Origin of the sequence: Aeromonas allosaccharophila (genome assembly GCF_016026615.1) — a bacterium.
Taxonomy (GTDB): Bacteria; Pseudomonadota; Gammaproteobacteria; order Enterobacterales; family Aeromonadaceae; genus Aeromonas; species Aeromonas allosaccharophila.
On record NZ_CP065745.1, the window covers coordinates 624,404 to 647,527 of the forward strand.

17 protein-coding genes and 3 tRNA genes are annotated in these 23,124 nt (G+C 53.2%); 12 read left to right on the top strand and 8 right to left on the bottom strand.

Annotation, left to right across the window (positions count from 1 at the left end; translation table 11 throughout):
- The first annotated feature begins 96 nt into the window (after positions 1-96).
- From msbA to I6G90_RS02870, 10 genes are all read left to right on the top strand, one after another.
- Positions 97-1,860 carry a lipid A ABC transporter ATP-binding protein/permease MsbA gene (msbA, locus tag I6G90_RS02825; protein ID WP_075113132.1) on the top strand — a complete coding sequence of 588 codons (1,764 nt, stop codon included), beginning with the start codon at positions 97-99 and terminating at the stop codon, positions 1,858-1,860.
- Complete coding sequence (gene lpxK / locus I6G90_RS02830; protein WP_075113133.1) at positions 1,860-2,861, top strand: tetraacyldisaccharide 4'-kinase; 1,002 nt, start codon at positions 1,860-1,862, stop codon at positions 2,859-2,861. The genes msbA and lpxK overlap by 1 nt, the downstream gene beginning before the upstream one ends.
- Before the next feature lie 123 nt (positions 2,862-2,984).
- Positions 2,985-3,173: a Trm112 family protein gene (locus I6G90_RS02835; protein WP_005347033.1), complete on the top strand. Its 189-nt coding sequence runs from the start codon at positions 2,985-2,987 to the stop codon at positions 3,171-3,173.
- Complete coding sequence (kdsB, locus tag I6G90_RS02840) at positions 3,170-3,919, top strand: 3-deoxy-manno-octulosonate cytidylyltransferase (protein ID WP_075113134.1); 750 nt, start codon at positions 3,170-3,172, stop codon at positions 3,917-3,919. Before I6G90_RS02835 ends, kdsB begins: the two co-directional genes overlap by 4 nt.
- A gap of 214 nt (positions 3,920-4,133) precedes the next feature.
- Positions 4,134-4,778, top strand: a complete 645-nt coding sequence (uvrY, locus tag I6G90_RS02845; protein WP_005337448.1) for a UvrY/SirA/GacA family response regulator transcription factor — start codon at positions 4,134-4,136, stop codon at positions 4,776-4,778.
- A gap of 188 nt (positions 4,779-4,966) precedes the next feature.
- Complete coding sequence (uvrC, locus tag I6G90_RS02850; protein WP_197929652.1) at positions 4,967-6,817, top strand: excinuclease ABC subunit UvrC; 1,851 nt, start codon at positions 4,967-4,969, stop codon at positions 6,815-6,817.
- A gap of 211 nt (positions 6,818-7,028) precedes the next feature.
- The gene (gene pgsA, locus I6G90_RS02855) at positions 7,029-7,583 is read left to right on the top strand and encodes a CDP-diacylglycerol--glycerol-3-phosphate 3-phosphatidyltransferase (protein ID WP_042057638.1); all 555 of its coding nucleotides are present in this window, start codon (positions 7,029-7,031) and stop codon (positions 7,581-7,583) included.
- Between the two features lie 181 nt (positions 7,584-7,764).
- Positions 7,765-7,840, top strand: a tRNA-Gly gene (locus I6G90_RS02860).
- A 35-nt stretch (positions 7,841-7,875) separates the two neighbouring features.
- Positions 7,876-7,949: transfer RNA gene (locus I6G90_RS02865), tRNA-Cys, on the top strand.
- A gap of 41 nt (positions 7,950-7,990) precedes the next feature.
- Positions 7,991-8,077: transfer RNA gene (locus I6G90_RS02870), tRNA-Leu, on the top strand.
- A 204-nt stretch (positions 8,078-8,281) separates the two neighbouring features.
- Here the strand turns inward: I6G90_RS02870 and I6G90_RS02875 are convergent.
- The 5 genes from I6G90_RS02875 to I6G90_RS02895 form a co-directional block, all read right to left on the bottom strand.
- Entirely contained in the window at positions 8,282-8,458 is a 177-nt protein-coding gene (locus I6G90_RS02875) for a DUF3606 domain-containing protein (RefSeq protein ID WP_019445078.1), read from the bottom strand.
- Between the two features lie 257 nt (positions 8,459-8,715).
- Entirely contained in the window at positions 8,716-12,150 is a 3,435-nt protein-coding gene (locus tag I6G90_RS02880) for an ImpA family metalloprotease (protein ID WP_197929653.1), read from the bottom strand.
- Positions 12,151-12,452: 302 nt separating this feature from the next.
- Positions 12,453-13,208, bottom strand: coding sequence for a UDP-2,3-diacylglucosamine diphosphatase (lpxH, locus tag I6G90_RS02885; RefSeq protein WP_197929654.1), 756 nt, complete (start codon positions 13,206-13,208; stop codon positions 12,453-12,455).
- Positions 13,205-14,008, bottom strand: coding sequence for a DUF4269 domain-containing protein (locus I6G90_RS02890; RefSeq protein ID WP_197929655.1), 804 nt, complete (start codon positions 14,006-14,008; stop codon positions 13,205-13,207). The genes lpxH and I6G90_RS02890 overlap by 4 nt, the downstream gene beginning before the upstream one ends.
- The gene (locus tag I6G90_RS02895; RefSeq protein ID WP_042655573.1) at positions 13,998-14,495 is read right to left on the bottom strand and encodes a peptidylprolyl isomerase; all 498 of its coding nucleotides are present in this window, start codon (positions 14,493-14,495) and stop codon (positions 13,998-14,000) included. Before I6G90_RS02895 ends, I6G90_RS02890 begins: the two co-directional genes overlap by 11 nt.
- Positions 14,496-14,744: 249 nt before the next feature.
- On the opposite strand from I6G90_RS02895, the gene cysS reads away from it, so the two are divergent.
- Positions 14,745-16,121 carry a cysteine--tRNA ligase gene (gene cysS / locus I6G90_RS02900; protein WP_197929656.1) on the top strand — a complete coding sequence of 459 codons (1,377 nt, stop codon included), beginning with the start codon at positions 14,745-14,747 and terminating at the stop codon, positions 16,119-16,121.
- Between the two features lie 420 nt (positions 16,122-16,541).
- On the opposite strand, the gene I6G90_RS02905 is transcribed toward cysS, so the two are convergent.
- Positions 16,542-18,827 (bottom strand): DEAD/DEAH box helicase, encoded by a 2,286-nt coding sequence (locus I6G90_RS02905; protein ID WP_197929657.1) that lies wholly within the window; start codon positions 18,825-18,827, stop codon positions 16,542-16,544.
- A gap of 328 nt (positions 18,828-19,155) precedes the next feature.
- On the opposite strand from I6G90_RS02905, the gene I6G90_RS02910 reads away from it, so the two are divergent.
- Positions 19,156-20,292, top strand: coding sequence for an ISAs1-like element ISAs12 family transposase (locus tag I6G90_RS02910; RefSeq protein WP_021141311.1), 1,137 nt, complete (start codon positions 19,156-19,158; stop codon positions 20,290-20,292).
- A gap of 219 nt (positions 20,293-20,511) precedes the next feature.
- Here the strand turns inward: I6G90_RS02910 and I6G90_RS02915 are convergent, their stop codons facing one another.
- Together I6G90_RS02915 and I6G90_RS02920 are read right to left on the bottom strand one after the other, a co-directional pair.
- Positions 20,512-21,990 carry a hypothetical protein gene (locus tag I6G90_RS02915; RefSeq protein WP_197929658.1) on the bottom strand — a complete coding sequence of 493 codons (1,479 nt, stop codon included), beginning with the start codon at positions 21,988-21,990 and terminating at the stop codon, positions 20,512-20,514.
- A complete protein-coding gene (locus I6G90_RS02920; RefSeq protein ID WP_197929660.1) occupies positions 21,987-22,973 on the bottom strand; it encodes an MBL fold metallo-hydrolase in 987 nt (328 codons plus the stop codon). Before I6G90_RS02920 ends, I6G90_RS02915 begins: the two co-directional genes overlap by 4 nt.
- Positions 22,974-23,124: the final 151 nt, after the last annotated feature.

Genomic DNA, 23,124 nt, shown 5'->3' on the forward strand with positions numbered 1-23,124 from the left:
TTCCGCAGCGGATGGATTCTATATCGGTGGCGACGCTTGGTGTAATCCTGCGCTTTGGCTAGAATAGCCCGTCATTTCCATTACTAACGGCTATTCATGCAACAAGAAACCTCACAAGAGAGCTGGCCTGTATTCCGACGCCTGCTCGGTTATGTCCGTGATCGCAAGCTGGGCCTGGTCGGTGGCATCATCGGGATGCTGGGCTACGCTGCCGTGGATACCACCTTTGTCTACTCCATCAAGCCGCTGATCGATCAGGGCATTAATGGCAACGACAGCACCGTCTTGAAATGGATGCCCTTCTTCGTTCTCGGCATCGTGGCCCTGCGCGGTGTTGCCAACTTTCTCTCCAACTACTGCATGGCCTGGGTTGGCAACCACGTAGTGATGCGTCTGCAGCAGCAGGTGTTCAATCACATGGTGGCGATGCCGATGAGCTTCTTCGACCGTCAGAACACCGGTCACCTGCTCTCCAAGGTGACTTATGACGCGAGTCAGGTCTCCTCGGCGGCAAGCACCACCCTGGTGACCCTGGTGCGGGAAGGGGCGACCGTGGTCGGCCTGCTCGGCCTGATGTTCTGGCACTCCTGGCAACTGTCGGTGATCTTCCTGGTGGTTGGCCCGCTGGTGGGCATCATCATCGGCCTTATCAGCCGCCGTTTCCGCCAGATCAGCCGTCACATCCAGCAGGCGGTAGGGGATATCACCACCTCCACCGAGCAGATGCTCAAAGGGCACAAAGAGGTGCTGATGTTTGGTGGCCAGAAGGTGGAAGAGAAGCGCTTCTTCCAGGTCAGCAACAACATGCGTCAGCAGACCATGAAGATGGTCGCCGCCGATGCCATTGGCAGCCCGGTGGTGCAGATGGTTGCCTCCATCGCGCTGGCTGCCTTCCTCTACGTCGCGACCATTGACAGCGTCAAGTCAACCCTGACCGCCGGTACGTTTACCGTCATGATCACCTCCATGATGATGCTGCTCAAGCCGCTGAAAAGCCTGACCGACGTCAACAACCAGTTCCAGCGCGCCATCACCGCCTGCCACAGCCTGTTCGGCCTGCTCGACAGCGAGCCGGAACAGGATACCGGCACTCTCACTCTTGAGCGTGCCCGCGGCGAGATCGAGTTTCGCAACGTCACCTTCACCTATCCGACCAAGGATACCCCGGCGCTGCACAACGTCAGCTTCAAGGTGGAGGCGGGTAAATCGGTGGCGCTGGTGGGCCGTTCCGGCTCCGGCAAGAGCACCATCGCCAGCCTGCTGACTCGCTTTTATGACATCGACCAGGGCGAGATCCTGCTGGATGGCGTGAATATCCGCGAATACAAGTTGAGCGAGCTGCGCAAGCAGTACGCGCTGGTCTCCCAGCATGTCCACCTGTTCAACGACTCGGTGGCCAACAACATCGCCTACGCGGCAGAAGACAAGTACAGCCGCGACCAGATTGTGCAGGCCGCTCGCATCGCCCATGCCGACGAGTTCGTCAGCAAGATGCCGCTGGGGTACGACACCGTGGTTGGTGAGAATGGCGCGTCCCTCTCCGGCGGTCAGCGCCAGCGAGTCGCTATCGCCCGCGCCCTGCTGCGCGATGCGCCGGTTCTGCTGCTGGATGAGGCCACCTCGGCCCTCGATACCGAGTCCGAGCGCCACATTCAGGCGGCCATCGACGAGCTTTGCAAGGCCCGTACCTCGCTGGTGATCGCCCACCGCCTCTCCACTATCGAGAAGGCGGACGAGATCCTGGTGATCGACGAAGGCCATATCGTCGAGCGCGGTAACCACGAAGCATTGATGGAGCAGCGTGGCACTTATGCCCAGCTGCGTGCCATTCAGTTTGGTAACGCGGGAAACAAGGCCTGATGCTGGAACGGCTCTGGTATGCAAAGAGTGGCTGGCGCTGGTTGCTGGCCCCCTTTGCCCTGCTGTTTGCCATCATCAGCGGCACCCGCCGCTACGCCTATCGCCACGGCTGGCGCAAGGGGTATCGCGCCTCCTTGCCGGTGATCGTGGTGGGCAATATTTCGGTGGGCGGCAACGGCAAGACGCCGGTGGTGGTCTGGCTGGTGGAGCAGTTGCAAGCTCGTGGCTATCGTCCCGGGGTGGTGAGCCGTGGTTATGGTGGCAAGGCGCCCCATTACCCGTATCGGCTCGATGCCGCCAGCACCACGGCGCAGGCGGGGGATGAGCCGGTATTGATTGCCCGGCGCTGCGGCTGTCCGGTAGTGGTCGCCCCGAAACGGGCCGATGCGGTACGACTGCTGGAGCAAAGCGGTGAGGTGGATATCATCATCACCGACGATGGCCTGCAGCACTATGCGCTGGCCCGCGACATCGAACTGGTGGTGGTGGATGGTGCCCGCCGTTTCGGCAACGCCTGCCTGCTGCCGATGGGGCCGCTGCGCGAGCCGGTCACTCGTCTCAAGCGGGTGGATGCCATCATCTGCAACGGCGGCGAGCCGGGCAAGGGGGAGTACCCCATGCAACTGGTTGCCGACACCCCGCGTCGGGTGTGCGACGATGCACCGCTGGCCGCCCCCTTGTCGGGTCCGGTTGATGCGCTGGCGGGGATCGGTCATCCGCCCCGCTTCTTTGCCACCCTTGAGGGGCTCGGCTACCAGCTGGATCAGCAGGCAGCCTACGGCGATCATCACCCCTTCGATCGGGATGAGCTGGTGGGCCGCTTTGCCTGCAAGCCGCTGCTGATGACCGAGAAGGATGCGGTCAAGTGCAGTTCGTTTGCCCTAGAAAACTGGTGGTATCTGCCGGTGAGCGCAGAGTTGCCCGCCTCCTTGCTCGATACCCTGCTGCACAAGCTGAGCACGAGTGGAAAGGCGCAAGGCGTAACCAAGACACAAGATTAGTCTCTCTCGCCTGAGCGGGGGAGAAGTGGACCAATAGCGGTCCCGTATGGAATATCTGGTTGCTCGACATCCATCGCTGGCGTGATGAAGCCGCCAGCGCGACATCGTTGAAGGAGTATCGTTTTGGCTTTGGACATCAAGTTGCTCGACATCATCGCCTGCCCGGTCTGCAAGGGTAAGCTGCATTACAACAAAGCAGTTCATGAGTTGGTCTGTCGCTTCGACAAGCTGGCCTATCCGCTGGAAGAGGGGATCCCGGTGCTGCTGGAGAACCGTGCCCGTCCGCTCAACAGCGATGAGCTGCCGTCATGAGTTTCGTCGTCGTTATTCCTGCCCGCTATGCGTCAACCCGTCTGCCGGGCAAGCCGCTGGCGGATATCCATGGCAAGCCCATGGTGCAACACGTGGTGGAGAAGGCCCTGCAGTCGGGTGCCGATCGGGTGATTGTCGCCACTGACGATGCCCGGGTGCAGCAGGCGCTGCAGAGCACCGGCGTCGAGGTGTGCATGACCTCACCGGATCACCAGTCCGGCACCGAGCGTCTGGCCGAGGTGTGCCGTCACTACGGCTTTGCCGCCGATACCATCATCGTCAACGTGCAGGGGGATGAGCCACTCATTCCGCCCACCATCATTCGTCAGGTAGCGGACAATCTGGCCGCCGCCACGGCGCCGATGGCGACCCTGTCGGTGCCGATTAAGGATGCCGAAGAGGCGTTCAATCCCAATGCAGTGAAAGTGGTGACTGACAAGGATGGCTACGCCCTCTACTTCAGCCGCGCCAGCATTCCCTGGGATCGGGATCGCTTTGCCAACAGTCACGAGCAGATTGGTGACCACTACCAGCGCCATATCGGCATCTACGCCTATCGCGCCGGCTTTATCCAGCGTTACGTAGACTGGGCACCGAGCGTGCTGGAGCAGGTCGAGGCGCTGGAGCAACTGCGGGTGCTCTGGTACGGGGAGAAGATCCATGTCGCCCAGGCCCTTGAAGCGCCGCCGGTCGGGGTGGATACCCAGGCAGATCTGGAGAAGGTACGCGCATTTTTGGCCAAGTGATGGCCACTGCACGAAAGTCATGAAAAACGGTGTCGCAAGGCACCGTTTTTTGTTTTGAAAATTTATATAATTATTTGATTTTAAACGCTAAACATGGGTTTTCTCAAACTTTTGGCGCGCATGGTTTGCCAAAGCGACGAGTTTGGTTATGATGCAAGACGCCCTGTTAACCCTAACCGGGCGGCAAAAAACGAGATAAAAACGGGGTGTTTGGGTGATAAATGTATTCCTGGTCGATGATCATGAGCTGGTGCGTACAGGGATAAGACGCATTCTTGAAGATGTACGCGGGATCAAGGTGGTGGGCGAGGCACAGAGCGGCGAGACCGCAGTTACGTTCTGTCGCCAACACCATCCGGACGTGATCCTGATGGACATGAACATGCCGGGTATTGGTGGTCTGGAAGCGACCCGCAAAATTCTGCGGATCCGCCCCGATGTGCGCATCATAGTGCTGACCATTCATTCAGAAAATCCGTTCCCTACCAAGGTGATGCAGGCGGGCGCCGCTGGTTACCTGACCAAGGGAGCTGCCCCTGACGAGATGATCCAGGCGATCCGGCTGGTGCACTCCGGTCAGCGCTACATCTCCCCGGAGATTGCCCAGCAGATGGCCCTCAGCCAGTTTGCCTCCGCTGACGAGAACCCCTTCAAGTCCCTCTCCGAGCGCGAGCTGCAGATCATGATGATGATCACCAAGGGGCAGAAGGTGACCGATATCTCCGAGCAGCTCAACCTGAGCCCGAAGACGGTTAACAGCTACCGCTATCGTCTGTTCAGCAAGCTGGGGATCAACGGTGACGTGGAACTGACCCATCTGGCCATTCGCTATGGCATGCTGGATGCCGATACCCTGTAATCGGGTGGCGTGTGGTCATAAAGGCGGCGAGTGCCGCCTTTTTGCTTTTTGCCGGCCTGGCGCAGTATGCTCTGTGCCGTCTTCTGCTTTCATCCGTTGAGCCGAGTTGCCGATGAGCCTCTCTTTCGATCTTCCGTTTGCCGCGATCCCCCAGATCCAGCACCTCGATCCCCGTTGCCGGAGCCAGCATGACCTCGTCTGAACCTCTCTTCGACAGCAAGGCGTTTCTGAGCGCCGTCACCCATCAGAGCGGTGTCTACCGCATGTATGACAGTGGTGGCACCGTGATCTATGTCGGCAAGGCCAAGGATCTGAAAAAGCGGCTCGCCTCCTACTTTCGCACCAACGTCGATAGCATCAAGACCCGCACCCTGGTGCGCCAGATCGCCGATATCCAGGTCACTGTCACCCACACCGAGACCGAGGCGCTGATCCTCGAGCACAACCTGATCAAGCAGTATCAGCCCCGCTACAACGTGCTGCTGCGGGACGACAAATCCTACCCCTGGATCATCATCACCGCGCACCAGCATCCGCGCATCGGCGTCCATCGCGGTGCCCGCAAGATCAAGGGAGAGTACTTCGGCCCGTATCCCTCTGGCGGTGCGGTGCGCGAGAGTCTGCACCTGATGCAGAAGATCTTCCCGGTGCGCCAGTGCGAGGATGCGGTCTATGCCAACCGCACCCGTCCCTGTCTGCTCTATCAGCTCAAGCGCTGCGCCGGCCCTTGCGTAGCCGGGCTGGTGAGCGAGGCCGAATATGCCCAGCAGGTGGAACTGGCCAAGCTGTTTCTGGCGGGCAAGAACCAGCAGGTGATTGGTGAGCTGGTGGGCAAGATGGAGTCCGCCAGCGGCGATCTGCGCTTTGAAGAGGCGGCCCGCTATCGGGATCAGATCCTGGCGCTGCGCCGGGTCACTGAACAGCAGTCGGTGAGCGGCAACGTGCTGGACGAGCTCGACGTGGTGGGGGTGGCCTTCGAGCAAGGCGCTGCCTGCATCCACGTGCTCTTTATTCGTCAGGGCAAGGTGCTGGGCTCGCGCAGCTATTTCCCGAAAGTGCCGACTGACACTCCGCTCGAGGAGGTGGTGCAATCCTTCCTGCTGCAGTTTTATCTGTCGGGGCAGGGGGGGCGGCAGATCCCGAGCGAGGTGCTGCTGGATGTGGCCCTCGAGGACGAGAGCGTCATCGCCGAGACCCTGAGCCAGACTGCTGGCTACAAGGTGCGGGTGGTGAGCCGTACCCGCGCCGAACGGGCCCGCTTTATCAAGCTCGCCTCCATCAACGCCGAGACGGCGCTGCGCTCGCGGCTTGCTCACAAGAGCACCATGACCGCTCGTTACGATCAGCTCGAAGAGCTGCTGGAGCTGGAGCGCCCCATCGCCCGCATGGAGTGTTTCGATATCTCCCACACCATGGGGGAGCGCACCGTCGCCTCTTGCGTGGTGTTCAACCGGGAGGGGCCGCTCTCATCGGAATATCGTCGTTTCAACATCGACGGTATCACCGGTGGTGATGACTACGCGGCGATGGAGCAGGCGCTGGAGCGCCGTTTTGGCAAGCAGCAGGAGCTGGACAAGGTGCCGGACGTGCTGTTTATCGACGGTGGCCTCGGTCAGTTGCGCCGCGCCGAAGAGATCCTGGCGCGCCAGTTGGAATTCCTCGGTGGTAAATACCCGCTGCTGGTGGGGATTGCCAAGGGGGTCACCCGCAAGGCGGGGCTGGAGACCCTGATCATGGGAGAGAGCCACGAAGAACTGCACTTGCCGGCAGATATGCCCGCTTTGCACCTGATTCAGCATATTCGCGATGAATCTCACCGTTTTGCCATTACCGGCCACCGGGCGCGGCGTGCCAAGGCCCGCACCAGCAGCAGTCTGGAGGATATTCCGGGGGTGGGGCCAAAGCGGCGTCAGGCGCTACTCAAATACTTGGGCGGCCTGCAGGAGGTCAAAAAGGCGAGCGTGGATGAGCTGGCCAAGGTGCCCGGCATCAGTCAGGAGCTGGCCCAGACCATCCATGATGGCTTGCACGGCGCCTGAACAGGTTTTAGGCGCAGCCAGCAGCCAGGAAAAATCGCTAACTCCTTGATGCACAAGAGCCGTGACGCGGGGGGGCCGTAAATGCCATAATGGTCCCGCATCTTGAGAAGATTGATGGATTAAGAAGACCAGGACGGGCGCCAGTGCGGTTGCATCGCAAATCGGCTTTGGCGCACTATGTAGCGACGTACAAGAAGTGGCTGAAAAAATAATGACAAACATACCTAACCTGTTGACGTTTTTCCGGATTTTGCTCATTCCCGTCTTCGTCATCCTGTTCTATCTGCCTTACCAATGGTCCTATCTGGCGGCTGCCCTCATCTTTATTCTGGCCGCTGCCACCGACTGGTTTGATGGCTATCTGGCTCGCAAGCTCAATCAGTCCACCGCCTTTGGCGCCTTCCTCGACCCGGTTGCCGACAAGATCATGGTCGCCGCCGCACTGGTGGTTATCGTCGAACACTACAACACCATCTGGGTCACCATCCCCGCCATGACCATGATTGGCCGCGAGATCATCATCTCTGCCTTGCGTGAATGGATGGCCGAACTTGGCAAACGCTCCTCGGTGGCGGTCAGCTGGATTGGCAAGTGGAAGACCATGATCCAGATGGTGTCGCTCACCGGTCTGATTTGGCAATACAACGTCTGGATGGTGTGGCTCGCCTACGTGATGCTCTATGTCGCCACCGTGCTCACCTTCTGGTCGATGTTCCAGTACATGAAGGCGGCCTGGGGCGATCTGACCCACCACGCCAAGCTGTGAGTCACCCGCGCCGCAAGGTGAGGTTTCCGCTGATTTGATGCAGGAAACGGCCAAAGGCGCTAAAACTGTTCAAAAAGGGCAAAAAATGCCCGAACGATCAGGTAATTAAATATTTCTGGTTGACTGGGCGAGGAACATCGCTAGAATGCGTCCTCGTAGTCAGGCAGTCAGCCAGACCAATGCGGGAATAGCTCAGTTGGTAGAGCACGACCTTGCCAAGGTCGGGGTCGCGAGTTCGAGTCTCGTTTCCCGCTCCAAATTCAGACATTAGAGAGCCAACTCTCTTTTGCATGGCGCGTTAGCAAAGCGGTTATGCAGCGGATTGCAAATCCGTTTAGTCCGGTTCGACTCCGGAACGTGCCTCCATATTGACAAGCCCGCCACGCGAGCTTGATACCGATTGCGGTGCCCGAGTGGTGAAATCGGTAGACACAAGGGATTTAAAATCCCTCGACGTTCGCGTCGTGCCGGTTCGATTCCGGCCTCGGGCACCAGTTATTAAGTAAAGCAATCAAAGAGTTACAAAAGGCCACTAGAAATAGTGGCCTTTTTTTGTTTTTGCCGAAATGGTGGTGATTTCAAACCACAACTTCTTTCGCCAGCGTACTGGGCGCTTTGTCGGAAATAGATGCTGTTAAATAGATGTCAGAAAGAGAAAGCCCCGCGAGCGGGACCTGGTCAGTGACGGGGTGATGCCCTCACTTCTTGAGGTGTTTTCTGATCGCCTTGCCAGAGGTGCCGACTGCCTTGACCGCCCGTTTCAGCTGGACTTCGGTGCACTCGAACATTTTGATCCACTGCTTCATCTCATAGGGATCGTTGACATTGATCTTCTTGGCATCGAACGGGTGAGCGACCGCATTGCTGTCAGGCATACAAACCTCAACTTGTTGAAATAGCTGGCGAGAAAGACGTTTCTGCCTGAGCGCCATCATCCTCTCAATTGGCAAGGGGCAAGGTGACGGGGTTCACACAACCTTGTGTCCTGTTGCAGGCCAGCAGGTTTGCTTTGCTGATCTGTGAGCGACCACCACTTATTCCACCCTCTTCACAGCATCAACAACGGGGCCAGAGGCCGGATAAACAACAAGCGCCCTACCGGCGCTTGTTGTGTTTATCGCAATGACCGGATTCAGGGGGTAGGGCAGACGCTTGGCGAGCCACTGTTACGCGGCCAGAGGGTGGCCCCGTCGCTTTCGGAGAGCGGCAGGAATGTGACGCCTTCGCTCATGTTGGCTGGGGGCAGGTCATCCTCCAGCACATACATCCCCATCGGCAGGCTGCTATAGCGCTGGTTGGCCTGCACCTGAGCGACCGCGAGGCTTGAGTAACGCAGGCCGAGCAGATCGAAGTGATTGCGCCAGTCCCGGCCGGTGAGCCGACTTAACGCAACCAGCATAAAGTCATTGCCCGGTATGTCGCGCACCTGTTTGCCGCGATAGACCGTATGCCCCGAGTAGGGGAACAGGCTAAAGCCAAGCGTATCCTTGCTGGCATTCCACTGCGCTTCATTTTCGGCTGCCGCGCCGAAGATCCGTGAATGCTGATAGAGCAGGGTGAAGATATTGAAGCCATCGTTCAGCCGGGTGCCATCAGTCAGGATCATGCGGTGGGCGCGCAATGCCATCTGGATATAAAACGCCATGCGATAGCCGTTATGGACCGCGTAGGCATTGCTCTTCCAGGGGGCTTCGTAGCGACTCTCGCCGGTATCGAGCACCTTGCAGTTGGCCCCGAGCACGACGCGGTTGCCACTCTTGTCCCGCACCTGCGCTGCATCAGACATGAACACATAGAAGAGATCCTTGTGATTCATGTGTCCATCCTTGATGGGCGCCGTGTTGCCATCCCGCAGATAGTGGGCGCGCCACTTCACCACATAAGGGAAGATGTTGTTGGAGTTTTCCCCCGCCCGGCTGCCGTAGCCACTCCAGTTGTCGGCATCGCCTGCCGCAGCGTATTGCACGTTCAACCGGTTGGTCTGCAGGTTGTGGCCCAGTTCGTGATTGTCGAGCCAGCCGGTCGGACTGATGCTGCCGGAAGAGTCCCACGGGTTGCCGCTGCAACCGCTGCCGCAATGGGCATTCTGGTCATAGTTGGCATGCTGGATGATGGTGCGGGTATGAAGTGACTCATCGAGACAACCCTCTCCCAGCAGTGCCACGCAGGCGTTTTTCACATCTGCAGGCAGCGACTCATCGAGCCCCTTGCCCTGAATTTTCAGGCCCGCCAGAGTGTAGACGCCATTGATGTGATCCCGGGCGATGCTGTCGAGCAGGGCATTGGTGTCGGGGATGACGCCGCCCACTGCATTGGTGAAGCGATCCCGACGCAGATGCTGTTCGGCGCCATCGGCCCGCAGATCGATATGAGGCAGCTCGGTTTGCGCCAGCCGCTCGTTGAACTGGCGGATCTGCTGCTCATCACTGAAATCCATGATGGCCGGATGACGGGTGATGCCCGTGGCGCTCACCTGGACGGCCAGCGACTCGGCCCCCCCTTCCAGATAGAGGTAGATAGGGCCGCCATAAGGAGAGGTGAAGGTGACGCTGCCCCCCTTTGCCAAGATCAGCCGCCCGGTGGTCAGCTCCAGCGGCGCCCGATAGACCTTCTGCTCATAGGCCCGATTGGTGTTGGGCCTGTGGTAGTTGAGCCGGACGGTAGCGGACACATCGGCGTTATCGGTGCGTCTCAGGGTGATGCTTTGTCCCGGCAGGGCATACCAGCCGGTGGTGGTCCACTGCCCGCTGTAGGGAACCGCAATGCGGCGGCTGTCGGTGAGCGTCGCGGGGTAGGCATAGTGAGCCGCTTGTCCCTTCACCACCTTGCTGCGATCGGTGACGTACTCCCCCAGATCGGGTTGGGCTGGGGTACGGGTGCGGGCATAGCTCACCAGCCAGTCGGCAAACATCGCCTGCTGCCAGGATTGATGCTCATCCCAGGCAATGGGGTAATCGATGGAGGCACGGTATTTGTCGGCCAGCAGCAGGGTGGCGGGCAGCAGTGTCACGCCGTCACGGGCAAATGGGCTGATCCCGGCCTTGTCGAGGGTGATAGCCGCATTTCTCAGCCAGTCGGCCCCCTGCTTGAACTGCTGGTTGAAGCTTTCCGAGCCACTGCAATTGATAAAGTTGCCGCCGCAGCTATCGAGCCACTGGGTCGTGAAGTTGCGATCCTGAAGGTTGCCAAGCAGGGTATCGACCGCCATCAGCTGGGCGTCGGGTGTCATGATGCTGTTCACTGCCAGACTGCTGGCTCTGAGTTTTGACCAGTAGTTACCCCAGGTGACCAGCCCCATATCGAGATAGAGGGGGTTTAGCAGCGGGCTGGCATCGCGCCGGTAGTTGGAGAGCAGCAGCGGGATCCCGGCCGCTTTGGCCTTGGCGATCGCCTGTGCGATCCCCTGATACCCCAGCCCCTGGCGGTCGATATCGCTGATCACGATAAGCTCCGGCGCCATGGTGTCGATGCAGTCACTTAGCGCCTGATAATCGCAGGTATTGGCCGGGTTGATGTTGTGCTTGTCGGGATAGATCGCCTTGAGCCAGTCCCGCACGCCCTCGTTATGGGGAAAATAGGCGCTATCGGCGCGGCTTGGCATCTGGGCGGTGAGGATGCGCAGGCCATCACTATCCTTGCCCCGGGTCAGCCAGCCAATCAGGCCCTTGAGCAGCGCCTCGCTCTGCGGGGTGCGGTCAACGGAAAACAGGTTCGCCCCCATGGCGGCCTGACGGTAATCGGCTTGCTCGGAGACCATCACCAGACCCCGGATCTCGCTCTCCCCCTTGCCATTGATGTTGGAGGGGAGCAGGGTCACCGTGCTCTCCGGCTGGAAGCTGGAAAAGGTGATGGAGTCGTGGCTCGGGTTCCAGCTGATCTCTGCCATCCCCTGATAGAGGCTGCGAACCAGCTCGGTACGGTGTGCTTCACTGTCGGCAATCACCGAACGGGCATGGGCGATCAGGGATTGCTCGCTGGCAAGGGTGTGATCTTCACGGGCAATCGCATTGGCTGCATCGCTGATAAAGCGGGCCGAGATCTGACAATCGGCACGCATGGGCGCGGTGGTATAGGTGTTACCCGTCAGGGTGCCCTCACACCCTGCGATCTGCGCCAGCACGAACCCGCTCTCGGGCTGCACGGTGAAACGGCCCTGCTCACCCGCGTTCAGGCGCAGGGAGTCGGGGCTGAGCGCGCCCCCCTGAGAAGCTTGGGTGGTGGCGTTGAAATAGAGGGCGGCACTCTCCTGCGTGAAGCTGGCCGAGATCTGGCAATCGCTGCGCATGGGGCCAGTGGTATAGGTGAGGCCGTCCAGGGTGCCATCACAGCCGGTTATCTCGGTCAGGGTGTAACCGCTGTCAGCCTGTACCGAGAAGCGCCCCTGTTCACCCGCCGCCAACCGTAGGCTGGTGGGGGTCAACTGTCCGCCCGGGCTGCTCTGGCTGGACGCCTCGAAATAGTGGGTATCCGTAGGGGGGCGGATAGGGGTCTCTTCCTGTTCGCCATCACCGCCGCCACAGCCTGTGATCAACAGCACCAGTAAGGGGGTGAGAACCGTCTTTTTCATTGTTTGATACGTTCCTTGTGTTACGACGGGTGGGGGAGCCGGTAGTCTAATTAGCAGTCTTGCTTGCTTCAACATTGATTGAATGTTTAATTTTCTTTATTTTCAGTGTCTTGCATGCTTTTTGACCGGTTTGTTGCCGCTTTTGACGTTGCTGGCGCAGCAGAACCGGCACGGATCGGACGAGCACCCCATCGGCACAGGCCATACCAGCCTGAGCTCGTCGTGATACGTCGGTTCACCGGGTTTACAGGGGGTGATGCCGGGCCGCAGGTTTTGCCTGCAACCCGCGCAGGGGGGGGATGTCAGGCGGATGGGTGAGCGGCGGGGTCGATCGTTGCCAGCTCCCGCATTTCCAGCCGCTGCTCGCCGGGGCGGCAGATCAGCACCGAGCCTTGCTCGAACCAGTCTCCCAGTACGATGCGGCGGGCGGAGTGGCCATCGAGGGTGAAGTCGTGGATGGCGGGTCTGTGGGTGTGGCCGTGGATCATCATCCGGCAGTCGTGGGCGCGAAGGGTGTCGTCTACCGCCGCTGGCGTCACATCCATGATGATCTGGCTCTTGTGGGCGTTCTCCATCTGGCTCTGGCCGCGCATCTTGCAGGCGATGGCCTGACGGCGGGCGAGCGGCAACTGCAAAAAGAGCCAGCGCAGCCATTTCAGCTGGGTGATGCGACGAAACTTCTGATACCCCTCATCCAGGGTGCAGAGCAGATCGCCGTGGCTGAGCAGCACCCGCTCGCCATAGAGTTCGATCACGCAGGGATCTCCCAGCAATGTCATCCCCGCCCGTTTGGCAAACTGCTGGCCCAGCAGAAAGTCGCGGTTGCCGTGGATAAAGTAGATGGGCACGTTCTGCTGGCTCAGGGCCAAGAAGGCGTCGGCCATCTGTTGATGGAGTGGATTGGGGTCATCGTCGCCAATCCAGAATTCGAAGAGATCCCCCAGCACATAGAGGGCATCGGCGCCGGGGGCGTCGTGCTCGAGAAAGCGCACCAGTGCCGCGGTCATATCGGGCCGCTGGGCAGAGAGGTGAATGTCACTGATAAAGAGGGTGCTCATGATGTGGGGGTCGGGCTCTCGGTCGAAACAGGGCAAACAGGAGTGGCAGAGATAGTGGAAAACACAGGGGACGAAGGTTGCACGACAGGCACCATCGCCGCCGCGCCAGTTGAGGTATGAATATCGTCACGGGATGGCGGCTGCCATGACAGCTCGGCCAGATTGCGCCCCTCCAGCGTCAGCAGGGCGGCGTAAGGATCGCCAGCCAGCCCCAGCAACCGGCACATCGCCGCTTCCCCTTTCAACCCTTGCTCAAGGCGCAGACGCAATACCTCCCGATAGAAGGCATCACCAAAGTGTTCGAGCAAAGCGGCCATCAGGGTGAGGTGGCGCCAGCCGTTCAGCGTCTCGATGGGGGCAGGGGTCACGTAAAGCTCCAGCGGCCAGCTGGCGATGCGGTTATCGCAATCGCTATCTGCACAGTGCTGGTCGAGACAAGGAAAGCTGCGCTCCAGCAGCCAGATATTGTCGCCCTTGGGGCTCGCCTGCCAGCCTTGCTCTGCAAAAGTAGCGGCAAACGCCGCCGGATTGGGATGCTGGCAGAGAATATCGAGATCGCTGCCCGGCCGATCGAGGCCGATGGCCAGCGTGCTCACCAGCGCCATATCGGCGCACTGCGCTGCCAGCGCATCCCACACACCGGCTGTGAGCAGGGCATGGGCCGAACGCTGGCGTTCGTTGCCGTAGGCCAGATAGTCGAGGCGGCGCCAGTTCGCTCTGGCGCTGGCGGACGCAGATGGAAAAACTGCGGCCGGGGCCGCAGTTTCATCCGTGCCGAGTTGGCAAAGATCAGTCAGCAAGGGTCACCTTGGTGATAACCACATCTTCGGTCGGCACGTCTTGATGCATGCGGCCGTAGTTACCGGTTTTGACACCCTTGATCTTGTTGACCACATCCATACCTGCAGTCACTTCACCGAATACGCAGTAGCCGAAGCCCTGGGTGGTGGCGGATTTGAAGTCGAGGAAGTCGTTGTTGTTCACGTTGATGAAGAACTGGGCGCTGGCAGAGTGCGGCTCGCTGGTGCGGGCCATGGCGATGGTGCCGACCTTGTTGGACAGACCGTTGGCCGCTTCGTTCTTGATGGGAGCGCGGGTATCTTTCTCTTCAAAGCCGGGGGCATAGCCGCCGCCCTGGATCATGAAGCCGTCGATGACACGGTGGAAAATGGTGTTGTCGTAGTGACCGTCACGGCAGTATTGCAGGAAGTTGGCCACGGTTTCCGGGGCTTTTTCAGCGTTCAGGGTGAGGGTGATGTCGCCGTGATTGGTGTGCAGAGTGACCATGATATGTCCTTTCATACTTTTGAACGAAAAGTGAGCAAGCGACAGGGCGCTTGCGGGGTGTGGCATAAAGTGGTGGCAATTCTAGCCCATCAAGGGGCTGCGGCATAGTGTTGCAGAAAGTGCTGCAAAGGGCGCATCCAGTGCCAGAACATAGGCGGCAGGCGGGATTGGCCATATTTTCCGCCTCGTTTTCTGCCCTTGAACGGGGTATTATGACCAACCATTTTACTCACAGGCAGTGGTTATAAGATGCTGAAGATATACAACACACTCACTCGTCAAAAAGAAGAATTTAAACCTATCCACCCAGGCAAGGTGGGCATGTATGTGTGTGGTGTCACCATCTACGATCACTGTCATATCGGCCACGGCCGCACCTTCGTCGCCTTTGATGTGGTGGCTCGCTACCTGCGTTACGCCGGTTACGACCTGACCTACGTGCGCAACATCACCGACGTGGATGACAAGATCATCAAGCGCGCCGCTGAAACCCGCGTCACCTGTGACGAGCTGACCGAGCGTCTGATTGGCGATATGCACGCCGACTTCGACGCCCTCGGCATGGTGCGCCCGGATATCGAACCGCGCGCTACCCAGCACATCAGCGAAATCATCGAACTGGTGGAAAGCCTGCTCGCCAAGGATCACGCCTACGTGGCCGATAACGGCGACGTGATGTTTATCGTCGAATCCTACGCCGACTACGGCAAGCTCTCCGGGCAGGATCTGGAGCAGCTGCAAGCCGGTGCCCGCGTTGACGTGGTCGATGCCAAGCGCAACCCGCTCGACTTCGTGCTGTGGAAGATGTCCAAGCCGGGCGAACCGACCTGGGAAAGCCCCTGGGGCCCGGGCCGTCCTGGCTGGCACATCGAGTGCTCCGCCATGAACTCCAAGCACCTTGGCAACCACTTCGACATCCACGGCGGCGGCTCCGATCTGCAGTTCCCGCACCACGAGAACGAGATCGCCCAGTCCTGCTGCGCCCACGGTGGTGACTACGTCAACACCTGGATGCACAGCGGCATGGTGATGGTGGATAAAGAGAAGATGTCCAAATCCCTTGGCAACTTCTTCACCATCCGCGACGTCTTGGCCCACTACGACGCCGAAACCGTCCGTTACTTCCTGATGTCTGGCCACTACCGCAGCCAGCTCAACTACTCGGAAGATAACCTGAAGCAAGCCCGTGCCGCGCTGGAGCGCATGTACACCGCCCTGCGCGATCTGCCGCTGGCCCCTGCTGCCGGTGGCGACGAGCAGGTGGCTCGCTTCAAAGAGGCGATGGACGACGACTTCAACACCCCAGAAGCCTACTCCGCCCTGTTCGATCTGGTGCGCGAGATCAACCGCCAGAAAGCAGAAGACATCACTGTTGCCGCTGGACTCGGTGCCCGTCTGCGCGAGCTGGGCGCCGTGCTCGGCATCCTGCAACAGGATCCTGACGCCTTCCTCAAGGGTGACGAAGCGGATGATGAAGTAGCCGAGATCGAGCGCCTGATCGCCGAGCGCAATCAGGCCCGTGCCGACAAGAACTGGGCTGCGGCCGACGCCGCCCGCAACCGTCTCACCGAGATGGGTATCGTGCTGGAAGACAGCGCCGGTAAAACCAGCTGGCGCCGTGCCTAAGGCCAGTTGCCCTGTTGCTGGCAACAGGTTGAGAAAATAAAAAAACCGCAGCCTTTGGGCTGCGGTTTTTTATTGTGGCCTGCCGAAGCCTCGGCATCCTGCGGTCTGATCCCCTCGCCCTGGGGGAGAGGGTTAGGGTGAGGGGGGCTAATGTCATTCTCCGGCAGGATTCCATTCAACGTCTGGGATAACATGCTGGGCTCGGAGAGCGCCATCCCGGCAGCCTGCGCGCCGCCCTCTATGAGACGCTAACCACCTATCCCGCCGCAGGGGGAGAGCAGTGCAAGGGGTTGGGGAAATAGTTTTTTAGTTGGGATAGCAGTGTGTTTGGGGAATAGAAATAAAAACCGCAGCTCAAGGCTGCGGTTTTCATGTTATCTCATTTAATTAAAATAAAGAATATGTCTAATACTTACAATCTTATTTTGCTATCCAGCTTAATTCCTTTCTAATAAAGCTATCCTTACGAAGTGCTTCTTTTAACATGGGGATATTAACTATGACTTTAGAACCTTCGTTAGAAAAACTAATACATTTAATATGTTTTTTTATTATCTCGCTTGCCGCTAATCTAGAAAAACCATAGTCTTGTAAAGCTGCCTCCCTCATATCCATCGTCCCATACTCTAACAATGGGGCAAGATTGCAACCAGCTGCGGACTCACCAAAAACTGCTTTGCTTAATTGATAAAAGTGAGAGCAACGGCTTTCAAGCTCAAAAGTCACTTCATTTTCAATGCAAGAAATTGTTTCAATTATCTTTTGGTTTAAATGAATTGGATTTTTTTGATCAAAATCAACCCAGCGATAAGTTTCTGGATCTCTAACGGTTTTCCCATATTTAATTCCATTATCAATGATTACGGAAAGGGGAGACCCCATAAGCCAAGAGTAAACAACATTAATTAACTGGTCTGCGGAGTTATCTGTAGATCTGATTTTATAAACCTCGTTAATTGTTCTGATGTATTTTGAAACATCTTCTCTCGAATAAGACTTTAATATGTTTCTCGGGTCTCTAGAGTATTGATGAGCTCTAGATTGTAGGTCGCTATCGAAAGTATGATTGCTTGAGAATGCAATAGGATCAATATCAGATATTTTTTTACGGACTAAATGGGCCAAGGAAGAGTCTATTATCTGACCCCTTATTTTTTCACTGAAACCGCTGAGTAGACTACCTAATTCACCATTATTTTTATAGTTAAGGACTTCCGAGAGTATTAATGCACTTATCTCTTTAATGTTTTTATCTGGAGATATTGTTTTCCCGTCAAGATAGTTAAGTATTTTCCTATGCTTAGAAAGTAAGTTAATGAATCCATCATTAATATCTACTCCTGCACTTTCTTTAGCCCGTATTTCTACAGAATCCCAAATATTATCTTTTTCACCAATGCAAAATATGTTTCCAGATAGTTCATTGCGATACCGCCCTGCTCTGCCAGCTAGATTCCAGAAGTCTAGGTTACATTTTTCGGCATCATTAAGTGTGCTTTGAGTAAATGGGTATATAAAAACATTTTGTGTAGGGAGATTAACACCTTCTAATAGTGTTGATGTACAGAATATGTACTTAATCTTTTTGCTAGCATATAAATCCTCAATGCGCTTTCTAATAAACGTTGGCAATGAACCATTGTGTAATGCTATGCCATAGCGTAAATACTTCGCGAGTATAAACTCTTTATGTACAAACTCTGAAATGAATTTTGCTTCATCTATAAGGTCTATGTCATCTGTTTCATGCAGTTGTCCATTTGCTATCATATAGTCAATGAAATGCCCGCATTTTTTAACGCATTCTATTTTACTAGAGATGTAAATAAGATTTGAATGTGAGAAACGGCCAATTGAGCTAATGAGCTCAAAACCATTGTTATATTTTGTTTTGGGGGAGAACTCGAAGGTTTCTCTTTTTACAGTGTCAAAATATTTAAATACACCATTGACTAAGTTTGAAAAATAAAGATTTTGAGTAACCGGGCTTTCTCTAACAACTAAGCTTTTTGCATCTTCATTTAGGCCAAATGTTTTAAAAAACATTTCTGGATTTGATATCACAGGACTGGAAAAAACCAGCCTGACGTTTGGATAAAAATCTAGTGTTCGTCGGATAACTTTGAAAAGAGTTATTGCTCTGTTGTTTTTTCGATCAGCTAATTTATGTGCTTCATCAATAAATAGTACGTCAACGCTGACATCTGTACCTGAGTTTTCAAATAAAAAGTTATTATATCTTTCTTGAGTGAAGATAAGAATGTTTTTACTGCTTTTATTAAAATTAGAAACAGCTTTGGTCACATTGACGTTGCTAATTCCTCTATCTGTGAGCATTCGTCTAATGTCAATTAGATATTCCTCAAGAAGAGCTTTAGTTGGGAGAATAAAAACTATGTTATTAACGGATTTAATAAGATCTATGGCTGTGTTTTTAATTAAAAATGATTTACCTAGTGATGTTGGACCAGAAAAACTAAAATGCCGATTGTTAATTATAGCGTTGTAAATTTCAAATTGTGCATTTGTGAATATATCTGAGGTGTTACTTATCTTTTGGTTGATTTTTCGGTAATTACTGGTCAGTTCAATACTGACAGGAAGATGCAAACGTTGGTCGACAAATTTATTCTCAGCAGAAAACAGACCAAATTTATTTAAGACAGATTTTATAACTAGCTGGCAGCTTGGTTCATTTCTATACAATTCATATAAAGATGCTATTATTTTTAATGATAAACTTCGGTGTAAACTCAGGGCGAGATCGTGAACATTTTGTTAAAAATTAAAAATAGTTTTTTGCCTACAAAACAAATACTTATAGGCCTGTGATATGCAGTTAACTTTATAGTCAGGATCGCCTTCACACTTTTTAATCGTCACTGCACGTCATTTCAGCTCAAAAAATGCGCATGAAATCCAAAAAATGATAATTTCCATGATTTCCATAGTTAACAATTTGCTCACATCCTCACCCTGAAATTTGACCTGGTGATCCGGCTGTGATCTCATGCTCCTTTTCAGGAGTGCTCTCATGTCTATTGATGCCGTTTTCGCTCAGTTCTTCGACAATATTCACGACCCTCGCCAGCATGCCAAGATTTATTATCCCTTCTACGATGTCCTGTTTCTCACCGTCTGTGCCGTGATCGGCGGGGCTGAGGGCTGGGAAGATATTGAGGATTTCGGCGAGGTTCATCTTCCCTGGTTTCAATCCAAGGGACTGTTTAAAAACGGCATTCCTGTCCATGACACCATTGCCAGGATCATCTCCGGCATCAAACCAGAGCCGTTTCAGGCCGCCTTTGTGCGGTGGACTCAAGCCATTAACCAGCACACCGATGGCGCCCTGGTCGCTATCGATGGCAAAACCCTGCGCAGTTCCTATGACCGTGAGGATCGAACGTCGACCATTCACATGGTCAGTGCCTATGCCGCCGCCAATAAGCTGGTGCTCGGACAGATAAAAACCGACGCCAAGTCCAATGAAATTACCGCTATTCCCGAGTTGCTGGCGCTGCTCGACATCAAAGGCTGCCTGGTATCCATCGATGCGATGGGGTGCCAGACCGAGATCGCCGAGACCATCCTTCAGCAAGGTGGCGATTACTTATTGGCCGTCAAAGGCAACCAACCCAAGTTGTTCGAGGCGGTTCGACAGGCCCTCGCCCCGCTGGCGGCCACCCCGTTATGCGCAGAGACGATGACGCTTGAGAAGGCTCATGGCCGCATCGATGGTCGTGAGTACCATGTCATGGCGGCGGGCGAGTTGGCCGCCCAGTTTCCTCATTGGAAACAGTTGCACAGCATTGGCGTGGCCATCTCCTATCGCGTTGAAAATATGCAAAAAATTACCATAGAGCAGCGTTATTTCATCAGTTCCAAAGCGTTGGTGCAGGATGAGTTTGCGCGAGCGGTGCGTGGGCACTGGGCCATCGAAAATAGCCTGCACTGGGTGCTGGACGTCACGATGGGCGAGGATGATTGCCCGATTTATCGCGGTGATGCCGCAGAGATTTTGGCGTGCATCCGGCACATGGGGCTGAACATGCTCAGGGCCGAGACTTCACGCAAGGCGAGCGTAAGACGGAAGCAAAAAATCGCAGGAATGAGCAGTGAATATCTGGAAACGGTACTCAATGCGGGTCTCAAAAAACTGGGTGAAATTTAACAAAATGTTCACGCTCTCACCCTGGGTGTAAACTGTCATCTGAATTAGACAAAAAGTCGGAATACTTTAATAACTGGTGATATTCTTTAGTTGTAATTTCATTGGAGTTACTACCATTAAATCTATTAATTGATGTTGTTAGACATAGCTTTTCATATTTATGGTCAAAGTCATCGCTATTCGCAATGCGTGCACAGATATAATTTACGGCATTGACGTTCATTCAAGAATCCCCTCCATAATATCTGCTATTTCATTGCTCTTATTAACTGGCATTACATATAGGCTTACATTTAGGCCGAAAGTAATCGATTTCAATACTTCATCATCTATATTATCTATCGCTTGCTGAACTATGCTTTTAATTGTCTCTTCAATGGGGTTATTATTTGATGGTGAGCAAGATTGCATATTCAAACAGTGCATTATAGCTAAATTACTAATGAACTCATTCTGTTCACTAAATAAAGCCTTATACAATAGCTCACATTCTTCATGGCTGTACTTCATATTTAAAAATGAGCGTTCAGCTATCAGTTTTGAATTGAAAGAATATTTTGTAATATTTTGAATCATGTCATTTAGTGATTGGTTTAATTTTTCAATCAATGCTCCTTCACCTCCAAAACTTGAAACTATGAACTCAAGGCCATGTTCGGAGTCATTTAAAAGATGTACATGATGATAGTGAGAGTGGTCTATGTAGGTAGAGTATATATGAGGCGCGTTTAATACCGATTCAACCACGCGACTTGATAGTAATTTATATGCCGGTTGCCTATGCTTTTGATCCCTCAATACCTTTAAGGCTGATGACGCCAGTACAGTGCTATTTAAAGCTTTATCTGCGTGCCCTAACACAAAACCAAGTTCACTGGTGAGTGATCTAGCAATCGGATTTAAGTTGAAATGTGGGAATCCTTTATCAACGGGGACTAAAATTGATATTGAGATGTTACTATTAATGTTAATCGTTGAAATTTGTTTGAAATGGTTTTTAAAACTCGTATCTAGGGTTATTTTGCTTGGTTGATCTGAAAAAACTCGAGAATTAAAGAAAAGATTCAAGTCATCGAAATTTATATCAAAAAGAATATCACCAGAGAGATCATTTCCTTCTTCATTGGTCGTTAAAATTGAATAAGCTATAGGGATGTCTGTTGACTCCTGCCCAATAACAAGTGAGCCAGATATACCATTGTAATCAGAGCTTTTCTCAACGAGCTCAGGATGTGGGTTGCTTTGAATATTGAAGTAACATTCAGAACCATCAATTTCTGGAGCATTTAAAAGTAAGCGTAATGGGGTATTTTGCTTTGCTTTATAGCCAAAGGATATGAAATTGCCATTGTTTTCTACAAGTTTACCTAACCTTAATGGCGTGTAACTTTTCTCTTGTACTTGAATTATGGCAATATCTTTGTTTTGTAGGCCATAAATTTTTTGAGGAGTTAACTTTACATGTGCGTGTTTATTCAATGTGATATGAGATGTGCATAGCTTAATATTACACTGTTTGCAACAATCACTAACACCATCATTATAAGGCTCACACTGATTTGATATATGGCATACCCCATGTTTAGAGCCAATGACGTATGAACTATCGTCAGCGCTAGATTTGAAATGATAGCCACTTGATTCAGAGGTTGAATCGGAAAGATTAGTTATGATTTTCACCACATTTTTTCTACTCATAGCAAAACTCTATTTACACCATTCTCTGGATAGGTGATTGAAACTTTATATCCTTGAACCACACATTGTTCATACATTGTAGTTATTAGCTCATTCTTACTGCTCATGTGTATTTTGGCATTTTTATTGAAGTTTATTATTCTGCATATGGTTTTGTTGTTAGGATGATTATGACGGCTTTTATCTGCGCAAATGATGTAGTCAGCATATCCTATTAACTCTAGTAGCTCAGAGTTTGTGTTTTTTTCGCTGGCATGATGGGATAATTTGACTGCATTAAATGATATATTAGGCATGCCTTTTGACTTTAATGCTTGGATGATATCGCTTGGGTGGCTATCACCAAGAAACAATACGTTATATTTTTCGTATGTAAGAATGAAGGATATGCTTGACTTATTAGTGATGGAGGTGTCTTCGATGAATAAATCATTGTTGTTTTTTAAATCTAAAAGAGATTCATAAATAGATTTTTCAATTTTACTCGTTACTGATATTTTTTTGTTTTGTTGTTTCTTTTTAGCTTTTTCATTTAGTCGGTCAAGTATGTCATTGTTTGGCGTAAGAGCTGTTAGAGTTATATCACTGAAGGTTAAAGGAGCGTCTTCATATTGAAATGTTTGAAAGTCAACCCCTAAATCATAAAGTGACTTTTGAAGTTCCCTATCTTGTCTAAAGGAAATTTTTTTATTGTTAGTGTCATTTTTTAAAATTCCTTCAATCAAATCAAGACTGTTAAATATTAATTTTTGTATAACCACGCCATCAGCCATAAGATATTTGTAACCACCAATGTGATCATCATCATTATGTGTGACGATTGCGATATTGATTGGCTTCCCATTTAAAATTTTTTTAAGATTTTTTGTTAGTTGTCGGCGAATTCTGAATGATTCAGGCCCAGAATCAACCAAGATTATGCTTTCGCCACAAGTAACCAGTAGGCAGTCACCGTGCCCTGCGTCAATAATATCTATCTTCATTTTTTTACTTATTCTAAATAAAAATCTGACTAGGTTAAGTTTGTTTATGTTCACTGCTCTTTGTTAGTAAACATCCCATAAATTAAATTATAAATGTGTAATTTGATGCTCAAAGAGTTAAGTTATTATCACAGCTAAATACTTACTGTCG

Excerpts from the sequence above, each read along its gene's own strand:
- msbA (WP_075113132.1), top strand. The coding sequence starts at position 97 with ATGCAACAAGAAACCTCACAAGAGAGCTGGCCTGTATTCCGACGCCTG.
- lpxK (WP_075113133.1), top strand. The coding sequence starts at position 1,860 with ATGCTGGAACGGCTCTGGTATGCAAAGAGTGGCTGGCGCTGGTTGCTG.
- kdsB (WP_075113134.1), top strand. The coding sequence starts at position 3,170 with ATGAGTTTCGTCGTCGTTATTCCTGCCCGCTATGCGTCAACCCGTCTG.
- uvrC (WP_197929652.1), top strand. The coding sequence starts at position 4,967 with ATGACCTCGTCTGAACCTCTCTTCGACAGCAAGGCGTTTCTGAGCGCC.
- pgsA (WP_042057638.1), top strand. The coding sequence starts at position 7,029 with ATGACAAACATACCTAACCTGTTGACGTTTTTCCGGATTTTGCTCATT.
- I6G90_RS02875 (WP_019445078.1), bottom strand. The coding sequence starts at position 8,458 with ATGCCTGACAGCAATGCGGTCGCTCACCCGTTCGATGCCAAGAAGATC.
- I6G90_RS02880 (WP_197929653.1), bottom strand. The coding sequence starts at position 12,150 with ATGAAAAAGACGGTTCTCACCCCCTTACTGGTGCTGTTGATCACAGGC.
- lpxH (WP_197929654.1), bottom strand. The coding sequence starts at position 13,208 with ATGAGCACCCTCTTTATCAGTGACATTCACCTCTCTGCCCAGCGGCCC.
- I6G90_RS02895 (WP_042655573.1), bottom strand. The coding sequence starts at position 14,495 with ATGGTCACTCTGCACACCAATCACGGCGACATCACCCTCACCCTGAAC.
- cysS (WP_197929656.1), top strand. The coding sequence starts at position 14,745 with ATGCTGAAGATATACAACACACTCACTCGTCAAAAAGAAGAATTTAAA.
- I6G90_RS02910 (WP_021141311.1), top strand. The coding sequence starts at position 19,156 with ATGTCTATTGATGCCGTTTTCGCTCAGTTCTTCGACAATATTCACGAC.
- I6G90_RS02915 (WP_197929658.1), bottom strand. The coding sequence starts at position 21,990 with ATGAGTAGAAAAAATGTGGTGAAAATCATAACTAATCTTTCCGATTCA.
- I6G90_RS02920 (WP_197929660.1), bottom strand. The coding sequence starts at position 22,973 with ATGAAGATAGATATTATTGACGCAGGGCACGGTGACTGCCTACTGGTT.